The following is a 23,033-nucleotide window of genomic DNA, read 5'->3' as shown; positions in this document are numbered from 1 at the left end:
GCCGATTTCTTCGGCCGGATGGGATAATTCCACGCATGAGCATTACCTACAAAGACGCCGCGGGCATCGCCGCCATGCGCGTCGCCTGCCGCCTCGCGTCCGAGGTGCTGGACTACCTCACGCCCTTCATCAAGCCCGGCATCACGACCAACGACGTCGACCGCCTGGCCGCCGAGTACATGGTCAAGCAGGGCACCACCTCGGCCACGGTGGGCTACATGGGCGCCAGCAGCGTCCCCTTCCCCAAGTCGCTGTGCACCTCGGTCAACCACGTGGTGTGCCACGGCATCCCGAACGACAAGCCCCTGAAGAAGGGCGACATCATGAATGTCGACGTCACCGTCATCAAGGACGGCTGGTTCGGCGACAACTCGCGAATGTACGTCGTGGGCGACGCCTCGATCGCGGCCAAGCGCCTGTGCCACATCACCTTCGAGGCCATGTGGCACGGCATCCTGCAGGTGCGCCCCGGCGCCCACCTGGGCGACGTGGGCCATGCGATCCAGAAGTTCGCCGAGGGCCAGGGCTTCTCGGTGGTGCGCGAGTTCTGCGGCCACGGCGTGGGCCAGCGTTTCCATGAAGAACCGCAGGTGCTGCACTACGGCCGCCCGGGCACCATGGAAGAGCTCAAGCCCGGCATGATCTTCACCATCGAGCCGATGATCAACGCCGGCAAGCGCGACGTGAAGGAAGACTTCAAGGGTGGGCAGTACGACGGCTGGACCATCGTCACGCGCGACCACTCGCTCTCGGCCCAGTGGGAACACACGGTGCTGGTCACCGAAACGGGCTACGAGGTGCTGACCCTGTCCGAGGGCAGCCCGCCGCTGCCCTCGTTCGTGAGCGCCATCAAGACATGAGTCGCGCGGCCGGCCGCGCCACCCCATCGCCATGATCGAAGCTGCCCGACACGACGTCGCGACGCTGCGCGAAGCCTACCGCGCGAAGAAGCTCGCCCTTTTCGAGACCCTGCGCTTCGCGCGCGCGCCCACGCGCAGCGTGCACACGGTGCTGCGCCAGCTCGCGGCGCTGGCCGACGAGAACCTGCAGACGCTGTGGCAGGACGCCGATTTCGGCGACGGCCTGGCGCTGGTGGCGGTCGGCGGCTACGGCCGCGGCGAGCTGTTCCCCTATTCCGACGTCGACGTGCTGCTGCTGCTGCCGCCCGAGGGCGGCGAGCAGGCGGTCGAGCCGGCACGGCTCGAGGCCTTCATCGGCCAGTGCTGGGACGCGGGCCTGGAGATCGGCTCGAGCGTGCGCACCATCGAGGAATGCCTGGCCGAGGCCGAGAAGGACGTCACGGTCCAGACCTCGCTGCTCGAGGCGCGGCTGATCGCGGGCGACAAGAAGCTGTTCGCCACCTTCCGCAAGCAATTCGGCACGGTGATCGACCCGCAGGCCTTCTTCATCGCCAAGTCGCAGGAGATGCGGCACCGGCACCAGAAGTTCGACAACACGCCCTACGCGCTCGAGCCCAACTGCAAGGAGTCGCCGGGCGGCCTGCGCGACCTTCAGACCATCCTCTGGGTCGCCAAGGCCGCGGGTTTTCGGCAGCCGCTGGGACGATCTGGCGCGCAACGGCCTGGCCACGCCTTTCGAGGCGCAGCAGATCAAGCGCAACGAGGCGCTGCTGTCGCTGATCCGCGCGCGGCTGCACGTGATCGCGAACCGGCGCGAGGACCGGCTGGTGTTCGACCTGCAGACCGCGGTGGCCGCGAGCTTCGGCTACGTGAGCGAGTCGCAGCGCAAGTCGAGCGAGGCGCTGATGCGGCGCTACTACTGGGCCGCCAAGGCGGTCTCGCAGCTCAACCAGATCCTGCTGCTCAACATCTCGGAGCGGCTGCAGCCGGTGGACGAGCTGCCGACGCCGATCAACGAGCGCTTCTTCGAGCGCGCCGGCCTGATCGAGATCGCGCGCGACGACCTCTACGAGAGCGAGCCGCACGCCATCCTCGAGACCTTCCTGCTCTATCAGAAGACCATCGGCGTGAAGGGCCTGTCGGCGCGCACGCTGCGCGCGCTCTACAACGCGCGCCACGTGATGGACAGCAAGTTCCGCAACGATCCGGCGAACCACGAGACCTTCATGCGGACGCTGCAGCAGCCCTACGGCATCACGCATGCCTTCCGGCTGATGAACCAGACCTCGGTGCTGGGGCGCTACCTGCGCGTGTTCCGCAGCATCGTGGGGCAGATGCAGCACGACCTGTTCCACGTCTACACGGTCGACCAGCACATCCTGATGGTGCTGCGCAACGTGCGGCGCTTCTTCATCGCCGAGCATGCCCACGAGTACCCGTTCTGCTCGCAGCTCGCGGCCGGCTGGGACAAGCCCTGGCTGCTGTACGTGGCCGCGCTGTTCCACGACATCGCCAAGGGCCGCGGCGGCGACCATTCCACGCTGGGCGCGCGCGACGTGGCGCGCTTCTGCAAGCAGCACGGCATCTCGCGCGAAGACTCGAACTCATCGAGTTCCTGGTCTCCGAGCACCTGGTCATGAGTCAGGTGGCGCAGAAGCAGGACCTGAGCGACCCCGAGGTGATCGGCGCCTTCGCGAAGCGCGTGGGCAACGAGCGCTACCTCACGGCGCTCTACCTGCTGACCGTGGCCGACATCCGCGGCACCTCGCCGCGCGTGTGGAATGCCTGGAAGGGCAAGCTGCTCGAGGACCTCTACCGCTACACCCTGCGCGCGCTCGGCGGGCGCATGCCCGACCCCGACACCGAGGTCGAATCGCGCAAGCGCGAGGCGCTGGTGCAACTGGCGCTGCACGCCCAGCGCTTCGAGGCGCACAAGGCGCTGTGGGACACGCTCGACGTGGGCTACTTCATGCGCCACGACGCCAGCGAGATCGCCTGGCACGCGATGCAGCTGTCGCGCTTCGTGCCGCCGAAGAACGTGCCGATCGACCCGGCCGCGCCGCCGGTGGTGCGCGCGCACCTGTCGCCGGTGGGCGAAGGGCTGCAGGTGGTGGTCTACACGCCCGACCAGCCCGACCTGTTCGCGCGCATCTGCGGCTATTTCGACCAGGCCTCGTTCAGCATCCTCGACGCCAAGGTCCACACCACGAGCAACGGCTACGCGCTCGACACCTTCCAGGTGGTGACCACCTTCCTGCCCGACCACTACCGCGACCTGATCAACATGGTCGAGACCGGGCTCGCGCAGACCCTGACCGAGGCCGGCGCCCTGCCGGCGCCGAGCATGGGCCGGGTGTCGCGCCGGGTGCGCAGCTTCCCGATCAAGCCGCGCATCAGCCTGGTGCCCGACGAGAAGGCGCAGCGCTGGGTGCTCAGCATCTCGGCCAGCGACCGCGCCGGCCTGCTCTCATCCGGTGGCCCGCGTGCTCGCGCGGCACCACCTGAACCTGCAGCTCGCCAAGGTCACGACCCTGGGCGAGCGCGTGGAAGACAGCTTCCTCATCAGCGGTCCCGAATTGCAAGGCCAGCGCACGCAGGCCGCGATCGAGACCGAGCTGATGGAAGCCCTGGAGGCCTGAATGGCCAGCCCGGCGGCCCGCTCCGCCGGGCCAGATTCGCGACAAAAGTTCACAGATTCCTGTGAATTGAATACCAAATGTTTCTTTTTTCTGTCCAAAAGGCAGAATGGACCCCATGGACACATTGCTGACCCAGCTTTCGAGTTCCGTATCGTCGGCCAGGACCCTCGAGGATCTGACCCGTCCCATGCTCGAGATGCTCGAGGCCGTGACCGGCCTGGAATCGACCTATCTCACGCGCATCGACCTGGAGCACGGGCTCCAGCACATCCTCTACGCGCGCAACGTGCGCCAGCTGCAGATTCCCGAAGGCCTTGCGGTGCCCTGGGGCGACACCCTGTGCAAGCGCGCCCTCGACGAGGGCCGCGTCTACACCGACAACGTCGCCGAATGCCGGGGTGATCGGACGCCGCGCGCGAGCTCGGCATCCAGACCTATGTGAGCACCCCGGTGCGCACCGACAGCGGCGGCCTCTACGGCACGCTGTGCGCGGCCAGCGGCGAGCGCCAGCCGCTGCCGGCCAATGCCAGCAACGTGCTGGGCCTGTTCGCGCGGCTGATCGGCCACCAGGTCGAGCGCGAGCGGCTGTTCCAGCAGCTGTCGGAGGCCAACGCCGAGCTCGCCACCCATGCCGCGACCGACGCCCTGACCGGCCTGCCGAACCGGCGCGCCTTCCTCGACGGGCTGCGCCGCCTGCTGGCGCAGGGCCAGCGCGACGGTACCGGCGTGCTGGTCGCCTTCGTCGATCTCGACGGCTTCAAGAAGATCAACGACGTGCACGGCCACGAGACCGGCGACGACTTCCTGGTGGAGATCGCGCGCCGGCTGCACGCCACGCTGCGCGCCGGCGACCTGCTGGCGCGCCTGGGCGGCGACGAGTTCGTGGTGGTCGGCCCGGGCCCCGCGCTCGCGGGCGGCGAGTCGCCGGCCGCGGCCGAGGCGCTCGGCCAGCGCGTGGCGGCGGCCACGGTCGGCGATTTCCATCTCGGCACGGTCCGTATCGGCTACGAAGGCGCCAGCGTGGGCGCGGTGTCGGTCGATCCGCGCTTCACCACGGCCGAGGAGGCGCTGCGCCTGGCCGATGCCGCGATGTACCTGGACAAGCGCGGGCGCAGCGGCCGACCGCACGGATGAGCTGATGATCGGCCGGCCACGCGGGCGCCTCGAGCGCGTGTTCGGATCGCTCGAAGGTCCGCCTCACCCTGGGCGGCATCGTGGCGCTGGCCGTGGGCATCGCACTGAGCACCAGCGTGCTGCTGGGCATCGCCGAACGCGACCTGCTCGCCGCGCAGCAGCAGCGCGAACTCGGCGAGTCGGCCCGTACCGCCGCCCTGCTCTCGCGCAGCGTGGTCCAGCTGCAGCGCGCGCTGCTGTCGGTTTCCGAATCGCTCGACGAGGCCACGCTGAACGACCCCGCGGCGCTCGCGCGCTTCATGGACAGCAAGCCGATCCTGCGCGGGCTCTTCACCGTGCTCTACATCGCGCGGCCCGACGGCGAGGTGCGCATCCTGGTCGATGCCGAGACCGGCGTCTCGCGCCCGCCGCTGCCGCTGACCCAGCGCAACTACTTCCGCCGCACCCTGGCCGAGGGCCGGGCGATCGTGTCGGAACCGCTGAGCGGCCCGCTGTCTGGCGAGCCGATCGTGGTCTTCACCCAGCCCGCGCGCAATGCGTCGGGCATCTACGCGGTGTTCGGGCGGGGTGCTGCGGCTGTCCAGCCGCGACCTGCTCGACGGCCTGGTCGACCCGCAGGCCGGCGACGACAGCGCGCTGCTGGTCGTCACCACGCTCGACGGCCGCGTGCTCGCGCACCCCGACCACAGCCGCATCATGGGCTCGCTCGCCGACGAGCCGCGCCTGGCGCAGGCCTTCAAGGCCTGGACCGCCGAGCGCAGCCCGATGGAACCCGCGGGCGTGGCGCTGCCGCAGCCCGGCGAGATCGCCAGCGCCGCCGGCGTGGCCGGGCCCGACTGGATGGTGTGGCGTGCCCGGCCCCAGTCGGAGCTGACCGCGCCCTTCGCCGCCGCGCGCGCGCAGTCGCTGCGCTGGGCCGGCCTGATCGGCCTGCCGCTGGCGCTGGGACTGCTCGGCCTGCTGTGGTGGGGCCTGCGGCCGCTAAGGCTGCTGGAACGGCGCGCCCAGCACCTGTTCGACGGCAGCATGGGCGCGGCCGATGGCTGGCCGCGCGCGGGCGGCGAGATCGGCCAGCTCGGCAACGTGCTGCGGCGCGTGGGCATCCAGCGCGCCGAGCTCGAGCGCCTCAACAGCGAGAGCATCGCCAAGCTCGGCTCGGTGATGCGCGCGGCGCCGGTCGGCATCGCGCTGGTGCGCGACGGCCGCTTCGACCTCGCGAGCGATGAGCTCTGCCGGCTGCTGGGCTGCGCGCGCGAGGACCTGCTGGGCCGCTCGACCGGCAAGGTGCTGGTGCCGCCCGAGCCCGGCGAGACCCCGCTGGCGGCGCTCGAGGCGCTGGCCTTCGGCGCCGACCAGGCCTACGTGGGCGAATGCCAGGTGCAGCGGCCCGACGGCAGCCGCTTCTGGGCCCGGCTGCGCAGCAAGCCGGTGGACGCGGCGCGCATGGAGCTCGGCACGATCTGGATCCTGACCGACATCGACCAGCAGCGCCGCACCCAGGCGGCGCTCGAGTGGTCGGCCGCGCACGACAGCCTGACCGGGCTGGCCAACCGCCAGCGCTTCGAGGCCCATGCGCAGCGGCTGATCGCGGGCCTGCCGGGCACCATGCCGGCCGCCATGGTCTTCATCGATCTCGACAACTTCAAGCGCGTGAACGACACCGGCGGCCACCTGACCGGCGACGCCATGCTGCGCGCGGCCGCCCGCGCCATCGCCTCGCGGGTGCGCGCGGGCGACCTCGCGGCGCGGCTGGGCGGCGACGAGTTCGTGCTGCTGCTCGAGCGCTGCCGCCATGCCGATGCGGTGCGCGTGGCCGAGGCCATCGTGACCTCGATCGCCGAGATCGCCATGCCCTCGCTGCCCGCGGACCTGCGCATCGGCGCGAGCATCGGCGTGGCCAGCCTCACGCCGCAGACCCTGAGCGTGGACGCCTGGCTGCATGCGGCCGACGAGGCCTGCTATGCGGCCAAGACGGCGGGGCGCGGCGTGGTCCGGGCGGGCTCCGCGCCGGCCGAGCGCATGTCGGGCTGAACCGGCCGACTCTCGACATCGGCAGGATTTCATCGCCAACCCGCCAGCCCATGAAAAAGCCGGTGCGACCGCGAAAAGCCCACTAATTCACGGTTCCTGGGGAAACCCCGGATCCAGCGAATCCATTTGGCTGACGAATACGTAACGCCTAAGTTACCGGTTCGATGCGACCAACCCGCCTGGAAGCGAACGGCCGCGAACCGCACAGAACGGAACAGACCGGAAAGCGACTGCTTCGTCACGAATTCCCGACAATCAGCCGTGAACTAATACCAACTCAGTAAACGATTGTTGTCAATCGTTAACCATTCCCAGAGAATGCCCCAGCATGGAAGAAACAAACGGGGTCATCGAACACTTTGAACGCCGGGCCTGCAGCGCGCAGTGGCTCGCATTCAATCGCGGCATGGCAGCCGAGCTCGCCGCCGGGCTTCCGCCCGAGGATCTGCACCAGCTTTTCTTCCGGATCGGCGAGAACGTGGCGCGCACCTTTCCGGTGCCTCCCTGCGCGAGCCTGGCGGAACTGGAAGCCGAGTTCAACGCCCGCTGGGACAGCATCGACTGGGGCTACGGCACCTTGCGCGAAGAGAACGACGGCCTGCGCATCCGCCATGCCTGCAGCCCGCTGGCCATGGCTTTCGGGCCCGAATCCACCGGCTGGAGCAGCGGCTTCTTCGAAGGCGTCTACCAGACCTGGTTCGGCAGCCAGCGGCTGCCCGCCTCGCTGCGGGTGCAGGCGCTGCCGTCCCATCCGCAGCCCGGCGCGGTGATCGAACTCCGATTGGCGAGGTCTTCCCCATGAGCAACGACGATCCCTCGGCCGAGGACGTGGCCGGACTGTTCCGCAAGTTCGGTGGCGATTCGCATGTCTACAAGGAATTCGCACCGCCCGAGCCGACCGACGGCGATGGCCGTGCCGGCTGGCCGTTGCTGTCGGGCGCGCCGATCGAGCGCGCGCCCGAAGCGCCGGCTCCGCTGCCGCCGCCGCCCGCTGCGCCGATCCCGCCGGTGAAACCCGTGGTGCACTCCGCGCCCGTGCCGCCACCGGCTCCGGTCATCGCACCGCCCATGGCGGTTCGCCCCGCGCCGGCTCCGGCCGCGGTCATGCCGCCCGCGCGGCCGGTCGCGCCGCTCGCGAGCCCGTTCGGCCCCGCGCCGGCCGTTCCGCCGCCCGCCCAGCCCGTGCCCGCCTGGGCCGCCGCGCGGCCGGCACCCGCCTTCGTCCCGGGGCCCGCCCCGGCCCATCCCTCCACCGCCACGCCGACACCTCCCGCCTCGGATGCACGGAGCCCGACCGAGCTGGACGCGCTGTTCGCGCGCCTGGCGGGACCGCAGCGCCCCGAGCCTCCGCCGGGCCCCATGTCACGCTGGCGCCGGCCGACGTGACCATGGTCGTCATCCCCGTCATTTCATCCAAGGGCGGTGTTGGCAAGACCACCGTCGCCGCCAACCTGAGCACCGTGCTCGCCGAACGCGGCCACCACGTGCTGGCGGTCGACCTCGATCCGCAGAACGCGCTGCGCTTCCACCTCGCCAACGATCCGCACCAGTGCGTCGAGGGCCTGGCCGAGGTCGCGGCCGGCCAGCTGACCTGGACGCAGGCGATGCGCCCCGGCCATGGCGGCACGGTGGTGCTGCCCTTCGGCACGGTCGACGACGAACAGCAGATCGAGCTCGAGCAGCAGCTCGCGCGCTACCCCGGCTGGCTCGGCGACACGCTCGCGCGCTTCGCGCTGCCCGACGACACGCTGGTGGTGCTCGACACGCCGCCCGGCCCCACGGTCTACATGCAGCAGGCGCTGCGCACGGCGAACTTCTGCGTGGTCACGGTGCTGGCCGATGCCGGCTCCTTCGCCACGCTGCCGATCATCGAGCGCATGGTCGACAAGTACTGCCGCCCGCGCGCCGACTACGGCGGCAGCGCCTACGTGGTGAACCAGGTGGCGCCGAGCCGCCGGCTCAACCACGACGTGTTCGAGATGCTGCGCGCGCGCCTGCAGTCGGAACTGCTGGGCGTGCTGCACCAGGACGAATCGGTGTCCGAGGCGCTGGCCTCGGCGCTGCCGGTGCACCGCTACGCGCCCCTGAGCCAGGCGGCGCAGGACCTCTCGGTGTGCGCCGACCGGCTGCTGGCGCGCATCGCCGCGGCCGCCGCGATGCGCACCGCCCACGCACAGCCCGCGGCCGATCCGGCCTGGCAGATGGAGTCCCGATGAGCAGCAGCAAGGCGCAGCCGGCATCCGAGGCGGACTCCGCGCCGCCTCCCTCGCCCGACACCCCGCTGGGCGCCGACCGCCCGCCGCGACCCGCGCCGGCCTTCCTGCGCCTGTGGCCCGTGCGGCTGCTGGGCTGGCTGGTCCTGCTGACGGCGGCGCCGGCGCTGATCATCGCGCCCATGACCTTCGAGCAGCAGCTGGTGCTGTCGGTCGGCATCTTCCTGGCCGCCATGTTCGTGAACCGCTTCCGCGGCCATTTCGCGGGCCTGGTGCTGATGCTGCTGTCGGTGATCGTCTCCTCGCGCTACACCTACTGGCGCATCACCGAGACGATGTACATGGACAACATCGTCGACCTGGTGCTGGGCGTGGGCCTGCTCATGGCCGAGCTCTACGCCTTCGTGGTGCTGCTGCTGGGCTACGTCCAGACCGCCTGGCCGCTGGGCCGCAAGCCCTCGCCGCTGCCCGCGGACCCGGCCGAGTGGCCGACCATCGACCTGTTCATCCCGACCTACAACGAGCCGATGTCGGTGGTGCGCCCGACGGTGCTGGCCGCGCAGGCCATCGACTGGCCGCGCGACAAGATCAAGATCTACGTGCTCGACGACGGCCGGCGCCCCGAGTTCCGCGAGTTCTGCGATGCCGTGGGCGTGACCCACGTCACGCGCGACAACAACCGCCACGCCAAGGCCGGCAACATCAATGCCGCGCTCAAGAACACCAGCGCCGAGTTCGTCGCGATCTTCGACTGCGACCACATCCCCACGCGCTCGTTCATGCAGATCGCGATGGGCTGGTTCAACCGCGATGCGAAGCTGGCCATGGTCCAGCTGCCCCACTATTTCTTCTCGGCCGACCCCTTCGAGCGCAACCTCGACACCTTCGGCACGGTGCCGAACGAGGGCGAGCTGTTCTACGGCCTGATCCAGGACGGCAACGACCTCTGGAACGCCAGCTTCTTCTGCGGTTCGTGCGCGGTGCTGCGCCGCACGGCGGTCGAGGAGGTCGGCGGCATCGCGGTCGAGACCGTGACCGAGGACGCCCACACCGCGCTGAAGATGCACCGCCGCGGCTGGAACACCGCCTACCTCGCGCTGCCGCAGGCCGCGGGCCTCGCGACCGAAAGCCTGTCGGGCCACGTGGGCCAGCGCATCCGCTGGGCGCGCGGCATGGCGCAGATCTTCCGCGTCGACAACCCGCTCTTCGGCCGCGGGCTGCATTGGGCGCAGCGGCTGTGCTACCTCAACGCGATGCTGCACTTCCTGTACGGGCTGCCGCGGCTCATCTACCTGACGGCGCCGCTGGCCTACCTGTACTTCGGCGCGAGCGTGATCCATGCCTCGGCATCGATGATCTTCGCCTTCGCGCTGCCGCACATCCTGCACGCCAACCTGACCAACAGCCGAATACAGGGGCGCTTCCGCTACCTGCTGTGGAACGAGGTCTACGAGGCGGTGCTGGCCTGGTACATCTTCCGGCCCACGCTGGTGGCGCTGATCAATCCCAAGCTCGGCAGCTTCAACGTGACGGCCAAGGGCGGCCTGATCCAGGAGCAGTACTTCGACACCTCGATCGCGAAGGCCAGCCTGGTGCTGCTGGCGCTGAACTTCATCGGCGTGGCGCTCGGCATCTGGCGCCTGACCTGGGTCGATCCGCAGAACATCGCCACCGTGTGGCTGAACCTGGCCTGGACCATCTACAACCTCATGATCCTCGGCGCCTGCGTGGCGGCGGCCAACGAGTCGCGCCAGGTGCGTGCCGCCCACCGCGTGACGCTCGACGTGCCGGCGGCGCTGTACTTCGCCAACGGCCACTCGATGCGCTGCAACACCTTCGACTTCTCGACCGGCGGCCTGGGCCTCGAGCTGCCGACCGAGGTCAAGCTGGCGCCCGACGAACCGATCGAGGTGGCGCTGTTCCGCGGCGACGCGGAATCGCGCTTCCCGGCCACCGTGCGCTTCAGCAACGGCAAGCGCCTGGGCATCCGCTTCGCGCCGATGAGCTTCGCGCAGGAGCGCGCGCTGGTGCAGTGCACGACCGCGCGCGCCGACATTTGGGCCGCGCGCTGGGGCAACCATCCGCGCGTGGGCGTGCACCGCGTGCTGGCCCACCTGACGAGCATCAGCCTGGTCGGCTTCAAGGACATGTTCTCCCATTACTACCGAGCCGGCCTCTCGCGGTTGCGGCTGCCCAAGCGCTCTGTCGGAACGAAGAAGGAACCCGCGTGACGATCACCTCGAAAGCGCCGCGCCGCGGCGCCGCCCCCTCCTTCCGTCCGGCCGCCGGCGCCGTGCTGGCCCTGCTCGCGCTGACCGCGGCCGGCACGGCCTCGACGCAGCAGCAGCGCCCGGGAGCACCCGCGGCGGCCGCGCCGGCCTTCGCACCGGCGACCGTGCCCACGATCGCGCCGGCCGCCGTGCCCACGCTCGCGCTGCCGCCGCAGCAACTGCCCGGCGCGTCCGCGGTGCCGGTGCCCGTCGCCAGCACGGCCGCGGCCGGCGGCACGGTGCGCGAGCTCAACCTCACGCAGCTGGGCATCGACTACGCGATCCAGCTGCGCGGCATCAGCGGCACCATCGGCATCCCGTTCAACATCCGCGCCGACGAGCTGGTGACCTCGGCCTCGTTCCGCCTCAACTACGCCTACTCGCCCTCGCTGATCCCCGAGCTGTCGCACCTGAAGGTGACGGTCAACGACGTGCTGGTCGCCACGCTGCCGGTGAGCCGCGCCGACGGCGGCAAGCCGCAGACGGCCGACATCCCGATCGACCGGCGCCTGATCACCGAGTTCAACCGCATCAACGTCGAGCTGATCGGCCACTACACGCGCGACTGCGAGGACCCGGCCCACACCAGCCTGTGGGCGCGCATCGACGCCTCGAGCACCTTGCGCCTGAACGTCTCGCCGCTCAAGCTGACCAACGACCTCGCGACGCTGCCGCAGCCCTTCTTCGACCGCCGCGACGTGCGCCGCGCGCGCATTCCCTTCGTCTTCGGCAGCGCCGAGTCGGGCCCGCTGCTCGAGGCCGCGGGCGTGCTGTCGTCGTGGTTCGGCGCGCTCGCCGACTACCGCGGCGCGGTGTTCCCGGTCTCGCGCGGCCAGCTGCCCAGCGGCCACGCGGTGGTGTTCGCCACCCCCGAGACCAGCCTGCCCGGCCTGGTGCTGCCCTCGATCCAGGGCCCGGCGCTGGCCGTGGTCGACCATCCGCAGGACCCGACCGCCAAGCTGCTGCTGGTGATGGGCCGCGACGCCAACGAGCTGCGCACCGCCGCCGCCTCGCTGGCGCTCAACAGCCGCGCGCTGTCGGGCGCGACCAGCGCGATCGCCGCCTTCCAGGAGCCGCCGGCGCGCAAGCCCTACGACGCGCCGCGCTGGGTGCCCAGCGACCGGCCGCTGCAGTTCGGCGAGCTCACGACCGCGGCCGACCTCTCGGTGACCGGCTACAACCCCGATGTGGTGCGGGTCAACCTGCAGCTGCCGCCCGACCTGTTCACCTGGCGCAGCCGCGGCATCCCGCTCGACCTGCTGTACCGCTACACGCCGCGCGTGCGGCCCGACCAGTCGACGCTCAACGTCAACGTCAACGAGAACTTCATCGGCGCGATCCCGCTGCGCTCGGCCAACCCGGCCGGCGACCGCTGGTACAACCCGCTGGCCGTCAAGCTGATGCCCGACGGCACCCTGGCCGAGCGCAAGGAAGTGATCCTGCCGCCGCTGGCACTGGGCCCGCGCAGCCAGCTGCGGCTGCACTACTACTTCGAGCCCGTGGCCGGCCGCTGCATCCCGCAGCTCGACAACGTGCGCGGCTCGATCGACCCGACCTCGAAGATCGACGTCTCGGGCTTCCCGCACTTCATCGCCATGCCCGAGCTCGCGGCCTACGCCAACGGCGGCTTCCCGTTCTCGCGCATGGCCGACCTGTCGGACACCGCGGTGATCCTGCCCGACCAGGCCGACACCTCCGACACCGAGACCTACCTCGGCCTGATGGGCCAGATCGGCCGCGCCACCGGCTACCCGGTGCTGCGCGTGAAGGTGGGCCGCTCGGCCGAGGTCTCGCAGTGGGCCGACAAGGACCTGCTGGTGATCGGCAACCTGCAGAACCAGCCGCTGTTCACCCAGTGGGCCGAGCGCATGCCGCTCAAGCGCGCCGCGGCCGCCAACGGCAGCGGCGACGGCTCGCCGCAGTTCAAGCTCGCGAGCTGGATCGACAGCGCGATCGACTTCGTGATCGGCGCGCGCACCCGCGAGGACTTGCCGGGCTCGATGCAGATCGCGGTCAGCGACGACGGCCGCGATGCGGTGCTCGCCGGCTTCGAGTCGCCGCTGCGCAGCGGCCGCAGCGTGGTCGCCGCGATCTCCAACGGCACCTCGAAGGATGCGCTGCTCAACGCGCTGATGACGCCCGACCTGCTCAAGCGCGTGCAGGGCAGCATGGCCATCGTGCGCGACGCGCAGGTGCACAGCGTGCTCGGCAGCGACACCTACTACGTCGGCCGCCTGCCGCCGATCGCCTGGCTGCAATGGAACCTCTCGCGCAGCCCGCTGCTGCTGGCGGCCCTGGTGGTGCTGCTGGCCGTGATCGGCGCTGCGGTGGCCTATGCCAGCCTGCAGATTCGCGCGCGCCGCCGCCTCAAGTGACGACCCGCGCCCCGGAGACCCGCCCCACGATGCCAGGTTCGAAGCCCACGCTTCCCTCTTCCGTTCCCGACCGGCAGCGCCGCTCGCTGTTCGCGGCGATGGCCGCGTCCGCGCTGGCCTGGACCGGCACGCGCGCGGCCGCGCAGGCCGCTCCTTCCGCGCCACCCGCCGCGCCGATGCCCGCCACCTGCCATCCCGCCGCCGACTGGAACGCCTTCGTCGTGCGCCACGTCCAGCGCGACGGCCGCGTGATCGACTTCAACTCGGCGCAGCAGCACTCGACCTCCGAGGGCCAGTCCTACGCCATGTTCTTCGCGCTGGTCCACAACGACCGCGAGCTGTTCGCGCGCGTGCTGGGCTGGGCCGAGACCAACCTCGCCAGCGGCAGCATCGCGAAGAACCTGCCGGCCTGGCAGTGGGGCCGCAAGCCCGGCGGCGGCTGGGGCGTGCTCGATCCGAATCCCGCCTCCGACGCCGACCTCTGGATCGCCTATGCGCTGATGGAAGCCGGCCGGCTCTGGAGCGAGCCGCGCTACGCCAGCATGGGCCGCAGCCTGCTGGCGCTGGTGGCGCGCGAGGAAGTGGTCTCGCTGTCCGGCTTCGGCCGCATGCTGCTGCCCTGGCCCAAGTCGGTGGCCAGCGGCTCGGTGTGGCGGCTCAACCCGAGCTACATGCCGCTGCAGCTGCTGCGCTATTTCCAGCACGCCGATCCGCAGGGCCCCTGGGCCGCGGTGGCCGACAACACGGTGCGCCTGCTCGCGGCCACGGCGCCGCGCGGCTTCTCGCCCGACTGGTGCGCCTGGTCCGAAGATGCCCGCGCCTTCGTCGCCGATCCCGAGAAGGGCACGGTCGGCAGCTACGACGCGATCCGCGTCTACCTCTGGGCCGGCATGCTGCCCGAGCAGTCGCCCGACCGCCGTGCGCTGCTGCAGGCCCTGTCCGGCCCGAAGCGGCTGCTGGCCGACCGGCAGCCGATCCCCGAGCTGGTCGACACCGCCACCGGCACCGTGCGCGGCATGGGCCCGCTGGGTTTCGCCGGCGCGATGCTGCCCTACCTGAAGGCGCAGGACATGCCCGAGGCGCTGGCCACCGAGGTGGCGCGCCTGCCCAATTCGCGCGCCGACGGCCAGCCGTCGACCGCCCTGCTTCCCTACTACGAACAGATGCTGCTGCTCTTCGGCCAGGCCTGGCTCGACGGGCGCTACCAGTTCCTTCGGAACGGCCAGCTGCAAACCTCATGGAGACTGCTATGTCGACCCACCCGCACGGCATGACATCGCCGCGTCCGACCCGGTTGCGCCGCGCTCCGGCGGGCCTGCCCTCCGCGCGCTGGCTGGCCTGCCTGGGCCTGTTCGCCACGCTCGGTGCCGCCAACCCCGCGCATGCGCAGGCCGACGCCGCCACCGCCCTGATCGAACAGGGCAACTACTGGCAGTCGCAGGGCCGCGCCGACCTCGCCGAGGAGAGCTGGCGCAAGCTGCTGAGCGTCAACCCGCAGTCGGCCGACGCGATGTACGGCATGGCGCAGGTCGAGCTCTCGCGCGGCAACGCCGAGCCGGCGCGCAGCTGGATCGCGCGGCTGCGCACGGCCGCGCCCAACGATCCGCGCCTGTCGCGCCTGCAGCAGCAGGCACAGAACCCCGGCCAGGGCAGCCTGCTGCAACGCGCCCGCGCGGCGGCGCGCGCCGGCCGCGCGTCCGAGGCGGTGCAGCTTTACCGCGACCAGTTCGACAACCGGCCGCCGCCCGAGGCGCTGGCGCTCGAGTACTACCAGACGCTGAGCAGCACGCCGCAGGGCGCCGACGAAGGCCGCCGCGGCATCGAGCAGCTGGTACGCGAATACCCCGAGAACGCCAGCTACAAGCTCGCGCTCGCGCAGCTGCGCACCTACAGCGAGGCCACGCGGCGCGAAGGCATCCGCAGCCTGGCTGAACTCTCGAAGCAGCCGACCGTGGGCGCGGCCGCGCGCGCGAGCTGGCGCCAGGCGCTGATCTGGCTCGACGCGCGCGCGCCCGACATGCCGCTGTACCGCGAGTTCCTCGCCAACAACCAGAACGACACGGCCGTGGCCGCGCGCCTCGAGGCGCTCGAGAGCGGCCGCACGACCGCGGCCTCCGGCCCGGGCGTGCCGCTCGGCGAGGGCTACCGCGCGCTCGACCGCGGCGACCCGGCGACCGCCGAGCAGCGCTTCCAGCAGGCGCTGCGCGCCAAGGCCGACGACAGCGAGGCGCTCGGCGGCCTCGGCCTGGTGCGGCTGCGCCAGGAGCGCTTCGCCGAGGCGCAGCAGTACCTCGAGCAGGCCGCGCGTGGCGGCAACACCAAGTGGAATTCGGCGCTGCAGAGCGCCACCTACTGGAACCTCGTGAACCAGGCCCGCGCCGCGCAAGGCCGCAACGACCTGCGCGGCGCGCAGTCGCTGCTCGAGCGCGCGGTGCGCATCGACGCGCGCGAACCCGTGGGCCAGGTCGCGCTGGCCGACCTGCGCGCCGCCGCCGGCGAACTGCCGCAGGCCGAACAGGGCTACCGCCGCGTGCTCGAAAGCAAGCCCTCGGACGGCCAGGCCCTGCGCGGCCTGATCGCCGTGCTGGGCCGCCAGGGCCGCGCCGACGAGGCGCTCGAACTCTCGCGCCGCCTCACGCCCGAGCAGGCGGCCCAGCTCGGCGGCCTGCGCGACATCCAGGTCGAGCAGGCACGCGCCAAGGCCAAGCAGCAGGCCGATGCCGGCGACGCGGCCGGCGCGCAGCGCACGCTCGAGGACGCGATGCTCGCCGCACCCGACAGCCCGTGGGTGCGGCTGGACCTCGCCAACATCTACCGCCGCCAGGGCCTGGTGGCCGAGGCGCGCGGCGTGATGGAGGGCCTGCTGATGTCGCAGCCCGACATGCCCGACGCGCTGTTCGCGAGCGCCCTGCTGGCCTCCGAGACCGGCGACGCCGCCGCCGGCATGCAGTACCTCGAACGCATCCCGGCCGGCTCGCGCACCCGCGAGATGGCCGCGCTGCAGCGCCGGCTCTGGGCCCAGTCGCAGGCGCAGCGCGCGCAGGCACTCGCGCGCCAGGGCCAGGTCGACGCCGCGCGCCAGCTGCTGGGCAGGCCGAGGCCTCGCTGAGCAGCGACATGCCGAGCGAGATCTTCGGCCAGCTCGCGGGCGCCTATGCCGACATCGGCGACGCGCCGCGCGCCCTCGCGATGAGCCGCCAGCTGCTCGCGCGCACGCCGACGCCGACCGTGGCCAACCGCCTGCTCTATGCCTCGGTGCTGCTCAAGACGCGCCAGGACATCGAGCTGTCGGCCGTGCTGCGCCAGCTCGCGAGCACCAGCATGACCTCTTCCCAGCGCGCCGACTTCGACGCGCTGCGCATCGCCTACGCGCTGCGCCAGACCGACGCGCTGCGCGAGGCCGGCAACCTCGAGGCCGCCTACAACGCGATGGCGCCGGTGCTGGCCGAGCAGCCCGACGATCCGAAGGCGCTGGCCGCGCTCGCGCGCCTGTATTCGGCCGCGCGCGACGAAGGCCAGGCGCTGGCGCTCTACCAGCGCGTGCTGCAGCGCAGCCCGACCGACCTCGACACCCTGCTGGCCGCCGCAGCGAGCGCGAGCGCGCAGCGCAACCATGCCGATGCCGAGAGCTACGTGATGGCCGCGCTCAAGCAGGCGCCCGACGAATCGCGCGTGCTGACCGCGGCCGGCCGCGTCTACCGCAATGCCGGCGACAGCCGCAAGGCCGAGCAGTACCTGCGCGCCGCGGTCGAGGCCGACAGCCGGCTCGCGGCCGGCGGTTCGCCCGGCGCGCCCGGCGTGCCGGGCGGCCTGCCGCCCGCCAACCCCTTCGCCGGCATGACCGGCGGCGCCGCGCGCGCCGCGCTGCCAGTGCCTGCGGGCGCCGGTGGCAATCCCTTCGCCCAGGCACGGATGCAGCCGGTGGCCTATGCGGCGGCGGCGCCCGCGGCCGCCTATCCCGCCAGTTACCCCGCCAGTTACCCCGCGAGCAATCCGGTGCAGTACCCGGCCTATCCCGCCGCGCCCGCGAACACCGCCTATCCAGGCGCGACGCCGTGGCCCACGGGCACGCAGCCCGCGGCCAACAACGCCAAGGGCCGCCGCACCACCGGCACCGCCGCGCCCGCCGCGAACACGCGCACCGCCGCGCGCACGGCCAACACACCCCAGGCCACGGCCTATATCGCACCGCCGTTGCAGCAGTACCCCGTGCCCGGCACGCAGACATCGCTGCCCCCGGTCTATGCCCAGGCGCCGCAGGCCTATGCGCAAGGCGGCGGCCTGCTGCCGCTGCCGCGCCCCGGTTCGGCGCCGGCCGACCTCGGCTGGAATGCGGCACCGCGCGCCCAGCCGCCGGTCGACTCGGCCGCGGCGGAACTGCGCGAACTCGAGGCCGCGCGCTCGGTGTCCTTCACCGCGGGCACCGTGTTCCGCAACCGCGCCGGCGAGGCCGGGCTGAGCCGGCTGACCGACTTCGAGATTCCGTTCGAGGCCCGCTTCCCGGTCGGCGACGGCAAGATCGTCGTGGGCGTCACGCCCACCTTCCTCGATGCCGGTTCGCCCGCGGGCGACTGGGCCACCGCCAGCCGTTTCGGCGGCGGGCCCGGCGCGGCCTTCACGGGCCTGGTCAACGGCACCACGGCCGGCCAGCAGAACGCCTCGGGCCTGGGCCTGAGCGTGGGCTACGAGGGCAAGAACTTCGGCGCCAGCATCGGCACCACGCCGCTGGGCTTCCAGCAGGTCAACCTGATCGGCAACGTCAGCTTCAAGGGCGCCTTCGGCGACTCGTGGTCGTACAAGGCCGACCTGTCGCGCCGGCCGGTCACCGACAGCCTGCTGTCCTTCGCGGGCGCAAAGGACGAACGCACCGGCGAGCGCTGGGGCGGCGTGGTCGCGACCGGCGCCCGTGGCGACATCGGCTACGACGACGGCACCTACGGCTTCTACGGCTACGGCGCGCTGCACGGCCTCACGGGCAAGAACGTGGCGAGCAACTCGCGCTTCGAGATCGGCGGCGGCAGCTACATCCACCTGCTGAGCGAGCCGGGCAACAAGCTCACGCTGGGGCTCAACCTCGGCATCATGGGCTACGACAAGAACCTCAGCTACTACACCTTCGGGCATGGCGGCTACTTCAGCCCGCAGAGCTTCGTGAGCCTCGCGTTGCCGGTGGACTGGAGCGGGCGCAACAACCGGCTGTCGTGGCGCGTCAATGCCTCGCTGGGCGTGCAGGCCTTCAACCAGAAGGAAGCGCCCTACTTCCCGACCGACAGCAGCCGCAACGGCGACGCCGGCCGCGCCGCCGCCGGCGCGGCGGCGCTCGGGCTCACCAACACGATCTACAACGGCCGCTATCCGAAGACCTCGAAGACCGGCCTGGCCTACAACCTCGCCGCGGTGCTCGAATACCAGCTCGCGCCGAAGATGTACCTGGGGCGGCTCGATCGGCCTGAACAACGCGCAGGACTACCGGCAGTTCACCGGCAGCCTCTACCTGCGCTACGTGTTCGACGGCTCGAGCACGCTGGGCGTGCCCACGGGCACGACGCTGCGGCCGCTGGTGTCGCCGTACACGCCGCTGCTCTGATCGGCGACGGCCCATGAAGAAGCCGCGCGGCCCCGAGGGGCTCGCGCGGCTTTCGTTTTGTTGGAGGGCTCAGCCGCCCGCGGTCGACGGTCCCGCCGCGGGCAGCACCGCCTGCGCGCGGTGCTGGTGCGGACCCCACAGCGGCACGCGCTCGAAGTCCTTGACCCACTGCGGGATGTCGCAGGCCGACAGCGGCATCGAGATGCCGTAACCCTGGGCCAAGGTGCAGCCCATCTCGAGCAGCGCCTCGCCCAGATCGAGCGTCTCGACCCCCTCGGCCACGGGCGTGCGGCCCAGCGCCTTGAGCAGCGCGAGGATGCCCTGCACGATCGCGCGGTCCTGCTCGCTCTCGAGCATGCCGCGGATGAAGGACTGGTCGATCTTGACCGAGGACACGGGCAGCTGGCGCAGATAGGTCAGCGAGGAATAGCCGGTGCCGAAGTCGTCGATGGCCACCGGCACGCCCAGGCCCTTGCAGGCCTCGACGAAGCGGGCCACGGTGGAGAACTTGCTGATGGCGGTGGTCTCGAGGATCTCGAGCTCGAGCGTGCCGGCGCCGAGCTTGGGGAACTGCGCCAGATGCTGCGCGAGCCGGTCGACGAAGTCCCAGCGCATCATGTGGCGCGGGCTCACGTTCACGCTGATCGCGGTGCGCAGGCCTGCCGAGCGCCATTCATGCGCCTGCCGCAGCGCCGCGCCGATCACCCAGTCGCCCATGCGCTCGGCGAGCTCGTCGCCCTCGGTCAGCGGCACGAACTGCCCGGGCTGCAGCAGGCCGCGCTCGGGATGCTGCCAGCGGATCAGCGCCTCGACGCCGACCATCACGCCGCGCTGCATGTCGACCTTGGGCTGGTAGCAGAGGAAGAATTCGTCGCGCTCCAGGCCTTCCTGGATGCGCTGGCGCGCGCGCACCATCTGCTCGTCGGCATGGGCCTGCGGCGCGTCGAAGTAATGCACCCGGCCGTCGCCCGCGCGCTTGGCGAAGAAGGCCGCGTGGCTGGCCTGGCGCAGCGCGAGCTCGGGCGGCGGACCGCTGGCGTCGAGCAGCCGCGCGCCGAGGCTGGCCTCGAGGCTGACGGCGTGGCCGCGCCATTCCCAGGGTTCGGACAGCGCGGTCAGCATGCGCTCGAGCACCTGGTGGCACTGCGAATTGCCGATGCCCGCGAACACGGCCGCGAACTCGTCGCCGCCCACATGCGCGATCAGGCCCTCGCGCGGCAGCTGGGCCTTGAGGCGGCGGCGCGCTTCCTCGAGCGCGGCGTTGCCGCCGGCCATGCCCAGGCGCTGGTTCACGTCGGCGAAACGATCGAGGTCGATGAAGCAGACGATGGCCAGCCGCTTGCCCTCGCGGGCCCAGTCGGCCAGCAGCGGGCGCAGCACCTCATCGGGCGGAAGGCGGTTGAGTCCGGAATCCGGCAGGGCCATGGCGGGAGGTTGCTTGGTCGACAAAGGGCTGAGTCCGGAAAATCGCAATCTATTGTTCTCTCAAAACTGACCGTGGAGCGATCCGGGCGGGCGAATTGTTACGTTCGCGGTTCTCGCGCAACACCGAGGCATCGAAACAGGACCAAAGCATTCACGAATGGGTGCCCTGGCACGGGGAAGCGGGATCGAAGCGGCGGGCTCGGCTCTCTCTGCGTTCTCTTCTTATTGGCAGCTCGCCCCCACGATGCGGCCCGAGGGTTCGACCCTCACGTTGAGCCGGGTCGGATCGAGCGCCGGGTCGGGCGGGTCGGTGGCGAGCACGGTGCGCGCGGACTTCGCGCCGCTGCGCTGGCGCATTTCCTCGAGAAGCGCGGCGGTGACGCGCAGGCCCAGCGCGAAGCGCACGCCTTCGGCCAGGCAGCTGTCGGGCGGCGGCGCGAAGGCCGGCGGCTCCGGCACTTCGGAGGTGAGCGGACGGTCCTTGGGCGGCGCCTGGCAGCCGGCGGCCAGCAGGAGCAGCGCCGCGAGAGAAAGCCAGTGTCGGCCGTGGATGCGCATTCGGGGGTTCCTTGAACGGGGCGTAGCTTAGTCGGCCGCGACCGCGAATTTCGGCGATCTCGCGGAAACGAAAACAAAAGTATCGACAAAATTCACGATCTCCCTCCCGGTTTCAGGAGGGAAAACGTTTGCGCCATCTTGGCATGCGCCGAGGCAACGGGTCCAGCGGCGAGACACGCCCCTCTCCGACTGTGCCGCCGGCGCTCGCCACCGTATCCTAGGCGCACCCGGCCCGGCGCCGACTCCTCCCGAACCCTGGACACATCCCGATGAGCCCTGCCTCCAAGACCGCGGCACCCGCCGCCCTCCCCGGTCAACCCGCGCCGCACGACCTGCTGGTGAACGTGCCGCGGCTGATCTCGGCCTACTACAGCGGGCGGCCCGATCCCTCGGTGGCCGCGCAGCGCGTGGCCTTCGGCACCTCGGGCCACCGCGGCTCGTCCTTCGACAACGGCTTCAACGAATGGCACGTGCTCGCGATCAGCCAGGCGATCTGCGACTACCGGCGCCAGAAGGGCATCGACGGCCCGCTGTTCCTCGGCATCGACACCCATGCGCTGTCGACGCCGGCCTTCAACAGCGCGGTCGAGGTGCTGGCGGCCAACGGCGTCGAGCTGATGCTCTCGCAGGACGACGAATACACGCCCACGCCCGCCGTCTCGCACGCGATCCTGGTCTACAACCGCGGCCGCAGCAGCGGACTGGCCGACGGCATCGTGATCACGCCCTCGCACAACCCGCCCGAGAGCGGCGGCTTCAATACAACCCGCCCAATGGCGGCCCGGCCGGCACCGACATCACCTCGGCGGTCGAGGCCGCGGCCAACGGCTTCCTGGCCAACGGCCTGCAGGGCGTGAAGCGCCTGCCGCTGGCGCAGGCGCTCCAGGCCTCGACCACCCACCGGCACGACTACCTCAACACCTACGTCGAGGACCTGGCGCAGGTGCTCGACATGGACGCCATCCGCGACGTGCCGATCGCGCTGGGCGTCGATCCGCTGGGCGGCGCGGGCGTGCACTACTGGCCCGCGATCGCCGAGCGCTACAAGCTCTCGCGCCTGACGGTGCTGAGCCAGGAGGTCGACCCGACCTTCCGCTTCATGTCGCTCGACTGGGACGGCCGCATCCGCATGGACCCGTCCTCGCCCGATGCGATGCACCAGCTGATCGCGCTCAAGGACCGCTTCGGCATCGCCTTCGCCTGCGACACCGACCACGACCGCCACGGCGTGGTGGCGGGCAGCAGCGGCCTGATGCAGCCCAACAGCTACCTCGCGGTGATGATCGACTACCTCTACACGCACCGCCCCGGCTGGCCCGCGGCCGCGGCCGTGGGCAAGACGGTGGTCAGCAGCCGCATGATCGACCGCGTGGCCCAGCGCCTGGGCCGCCGGCTCTACGAGGTGCCGGTGGGCTTCAAGTGGTTCGTCGACGGGCTGGTCGACGGCTCGCTGGCCTTCGGCGGCGAGGAGAGCGCGGGCGCGACCTTCCTGCGCCGCGACGGCACCGCCTGGACCACCGACAAGGACGGCATCGTGCCGGCGCTGCTGTCGGCCGAGATCGCCGCGCGCACCGGGCGCGATCCGGGCGAGCGCTATGCCGAGCTCACGCAGGCGCTGGGCCGGCCGGTCTCCGACCGCGTCGACGCGGCCGCCACGGTCGAGCAGAAGAAGCGGCTGTCGAGCCTGTCGCCCGCGCAGCTCCGCTCGACCGAGCTCGCGGGCGAGAAGATCGTCGAGGTGCTGAGCCATGCGCCCGGCAACGGCGCGGCCATCGGCGGCGTGAAGGTGATCACCGAGAACGGCTGGTTCGCGGCGCGTCCCTCGGGCACCGAGAACATCTACAAGATCTACGGCGAGAGCTTCCAGGGCCCGGAGCACCTGGCGCGCATCCTCGAGGAGGCGCAGCAGGTGGTCGACGGCGCGCTCGCCGCGCCCTGACA

The 23,033-nt window shown here is 71.3% G+C and carries 12 protein-coding genes and 3 pseudogenes; 13 read left to right on the top strand and 2 right to left on the bottom strand.

Features of this window, described 5'->3' with window-relative positions; genetic code table 11:
- The first annotated feature begins 35 nt into the window (after positions 1-35).
- The 12 genes and pseudogenes from map to ACHMXE_RS26735 all read left to right on the top strand — a co-directional run bounded on the left by map (position 36) and on the right by ACHMXE_RS26735 (position 19,126).
- Complete coding sequence (map, locus tag ACHMXE_RS26790) at positions 36-860, top strand: type I methionyl aminopeptidase (RefSeq protein WP_057597054.1); 825 nt, start codon at positions 36-38, stop codon at positions 858-860.
- Positions 861-891: 31 nt separating this feature from the next.
- Positions 892-3,499, top strand: a pseudogene (locus ACHMXE_RS26785) ([protein-PII] uridylyltransferase).
- Between the two features lie 115 nt (positions 3,500-3,614).
- A pseudogene (locus ACHMXE_RS26780) lies at positions 3,615-4,633 on the top strand (GGDEF domain-containing protein).
- A 534-nt stretch (positions 4,634-5,167) separates the two neighbouring features.
- Positions 5,168-6,664: a diguanylate cyclase gene (locus tag ACHMXE_RS26775; RefSeq protein ID WP_395352369.1), complete on the top strand. Its 1,497-nt coding sequence runs from the start codon at positions 5,168-5,170 to the stop codon at positions 6,662-6,664.
- A gap of 406 nt (positions 6,665-7,070) precedes the next feature.
- Positions 7,071-7,466, top strand: coding sequence for a cellulose biosynthesis protein BcsD (bcsD, locus tag ACHMXE_RS26770; RefSeq protein ID WP_395352367.1), 396 nt, complete (start codon positions 7,071-7,073; stop codon positions 7,464-7,466).
- The gene (locus tag ACHMXE_RS26765; RefSeq protein ID WP_395352365.1) at positions 7,463-8,050 is read left to right on the top strand and encodes a hypothetical protein; all 588 of its coding nucleotides are present in this window, start codon (positions 7,463-7,465) and stop codon (positions 8,048-8,050) included. The genes bcsD and ACHMXE_RS26765 overlap by 4 nt, the downstream gene beginning before the upstream one ends.
- Positions 8,051-8,052: 2 nt before the next feature.
- The gene (bcsQ, locus tag ACHMXE_RS26760; RefSeq protein ID WP_203201096.1) at positions 8,053-8,880 is read left to right on the top strand and encodes a cellulose biosynthesis protein BcsQ; all 828 of its coding nucleotides are present in this window, start codon (positions 8,053-8,055) and stop codon (positions 8,878-8,880) included.
- Positions 8,877-11,108: a UDP-forming cellulose synthase catalytic subunit gene (gene bcsA, locus ACHMXE_RS26755; protein WP_203201097.1), complete on the top strand. Its 2,232-nt coding sequence runs from the start codon at positions 8,877-8,879 to the stop codon at positions 11,106-11,108. The genes bcsQ and bcsA overlap by 4 nt, the downstream gene beginning before the upstream one ends.
- On the top strand, positions 11,105-13,522 hold the full coding sequence (gene bcsB, locus ACHMXE_RS26750; RefSeq protein ID WP_395352362.1) for a cellulose biosynthesis cyclic di-GMP-binding regulatory protein BcsB: 2,418 nt from the start codon (positions 11,105-11,107) through the stop codon (positions 13,520-13,522). Before bcsA ends, bcsB begins: the two co-directional genes overlap by 4 nt.
- A gap of 29 nt (positions 13,523-13,551) precedes the next feature.
- Positions 13,552-14,796 carry a cellulose synthase complex periplasmic endoglucanase BcsZ gene (gene bcsZ / locus ACHMXE_RS26745; protein WP_395352360.1) on the top strand — a complete coding sequence of 415 codons (1,245 nt, stop codon included), beginning with the start codon at positions 13,552-13,554 and terminating at the stop codon, positions 14,794-14,796.
- Positions 14,772-16,631 (top strand): tetratricopeptide repeat protein, encoded by a 1,860-nt coding sequence (locus ACHMXE_RS26740; RefSeq protein ID WP_395352358.1) that lies wholly within the window; start codon positions 14,772-14,774, stop codon positions 16,629-16,631. Before bcsZ ends, ACHMXE_RS26740 begins: the two co-directional genes overlap by 25 nt.
- Positions 16,632-16,639: 8 nt before the next feature.
- The gene (locus ACHMXE_RS26735) at positions 16,640-19,126 is read left to right on the top strand and encodes a cellulose synthase subunit BcsC-related outer membrane protein (RefSeq protein WP_395352356.1); all 2,487 of its coding nucleotides are present in this window, start codon (positions 16,640-16,642) and stop codon (positions 19,124-19,126) included.
- 52 nt (positions 19,127-19,178) lie between these two features.
- On the opposite strand, the gene ACHMXE_RS26730 is transcribed toward ACHMXE_RS26735, so the two are convergent.
- Entirely contained in the window at positions 19,179-20,534 is a 1,356-nt protein-coding gene (locus tag ACHMXE_RS26730; protein ID WP_209541495.1) for a bifunctional diguanylate cyclase/phosphodiesterase, read from the bottom strand.
- A 222-nt stretch (positions 20,535-20,756) separates the two neighbouring features.
- The gene (locus ACHMXE_RS26725) at positions 20,757-21,092 is read right to left on the bottom strand and encodes a hypothetical protein (RefSeq protein WP_395352354.1); all 336 of its coding nucleotides are present in this window, start codon (positions 21,090-21,092) and stop codon (positions 20,757-20,759) included.
- A 269-nt stretch (positions 21,093-21,361) separates the two neighbouring features.
- Between ACHMXE_RS26725 and pgm the strand changes: the two are divergent.
- A pseudogene (pgm, locus tag ACHMXE_RS26720) lies at positions 21,362-23,031 on the top strand (phosphoglucomutase (alpha-D-glucose-1,6-bisphosphate-dependent)).
- Positions 23,032-23,033 lie beyond the last annotated feature (2 nt).

The organism is Variovorax sp. UC122_21 (assembly GCF_044056785.1).
Classification (GTDB): Bacteria; Pseudomonadota; Gammaproteobacteria; order Burkholderiales; family Burkholderiaceae_C; genus Variovorax.
Note: the sequence above shows the minus strand (reverse complement) of the source record. Positions and strands in the feature narration are given on the sequence as shown.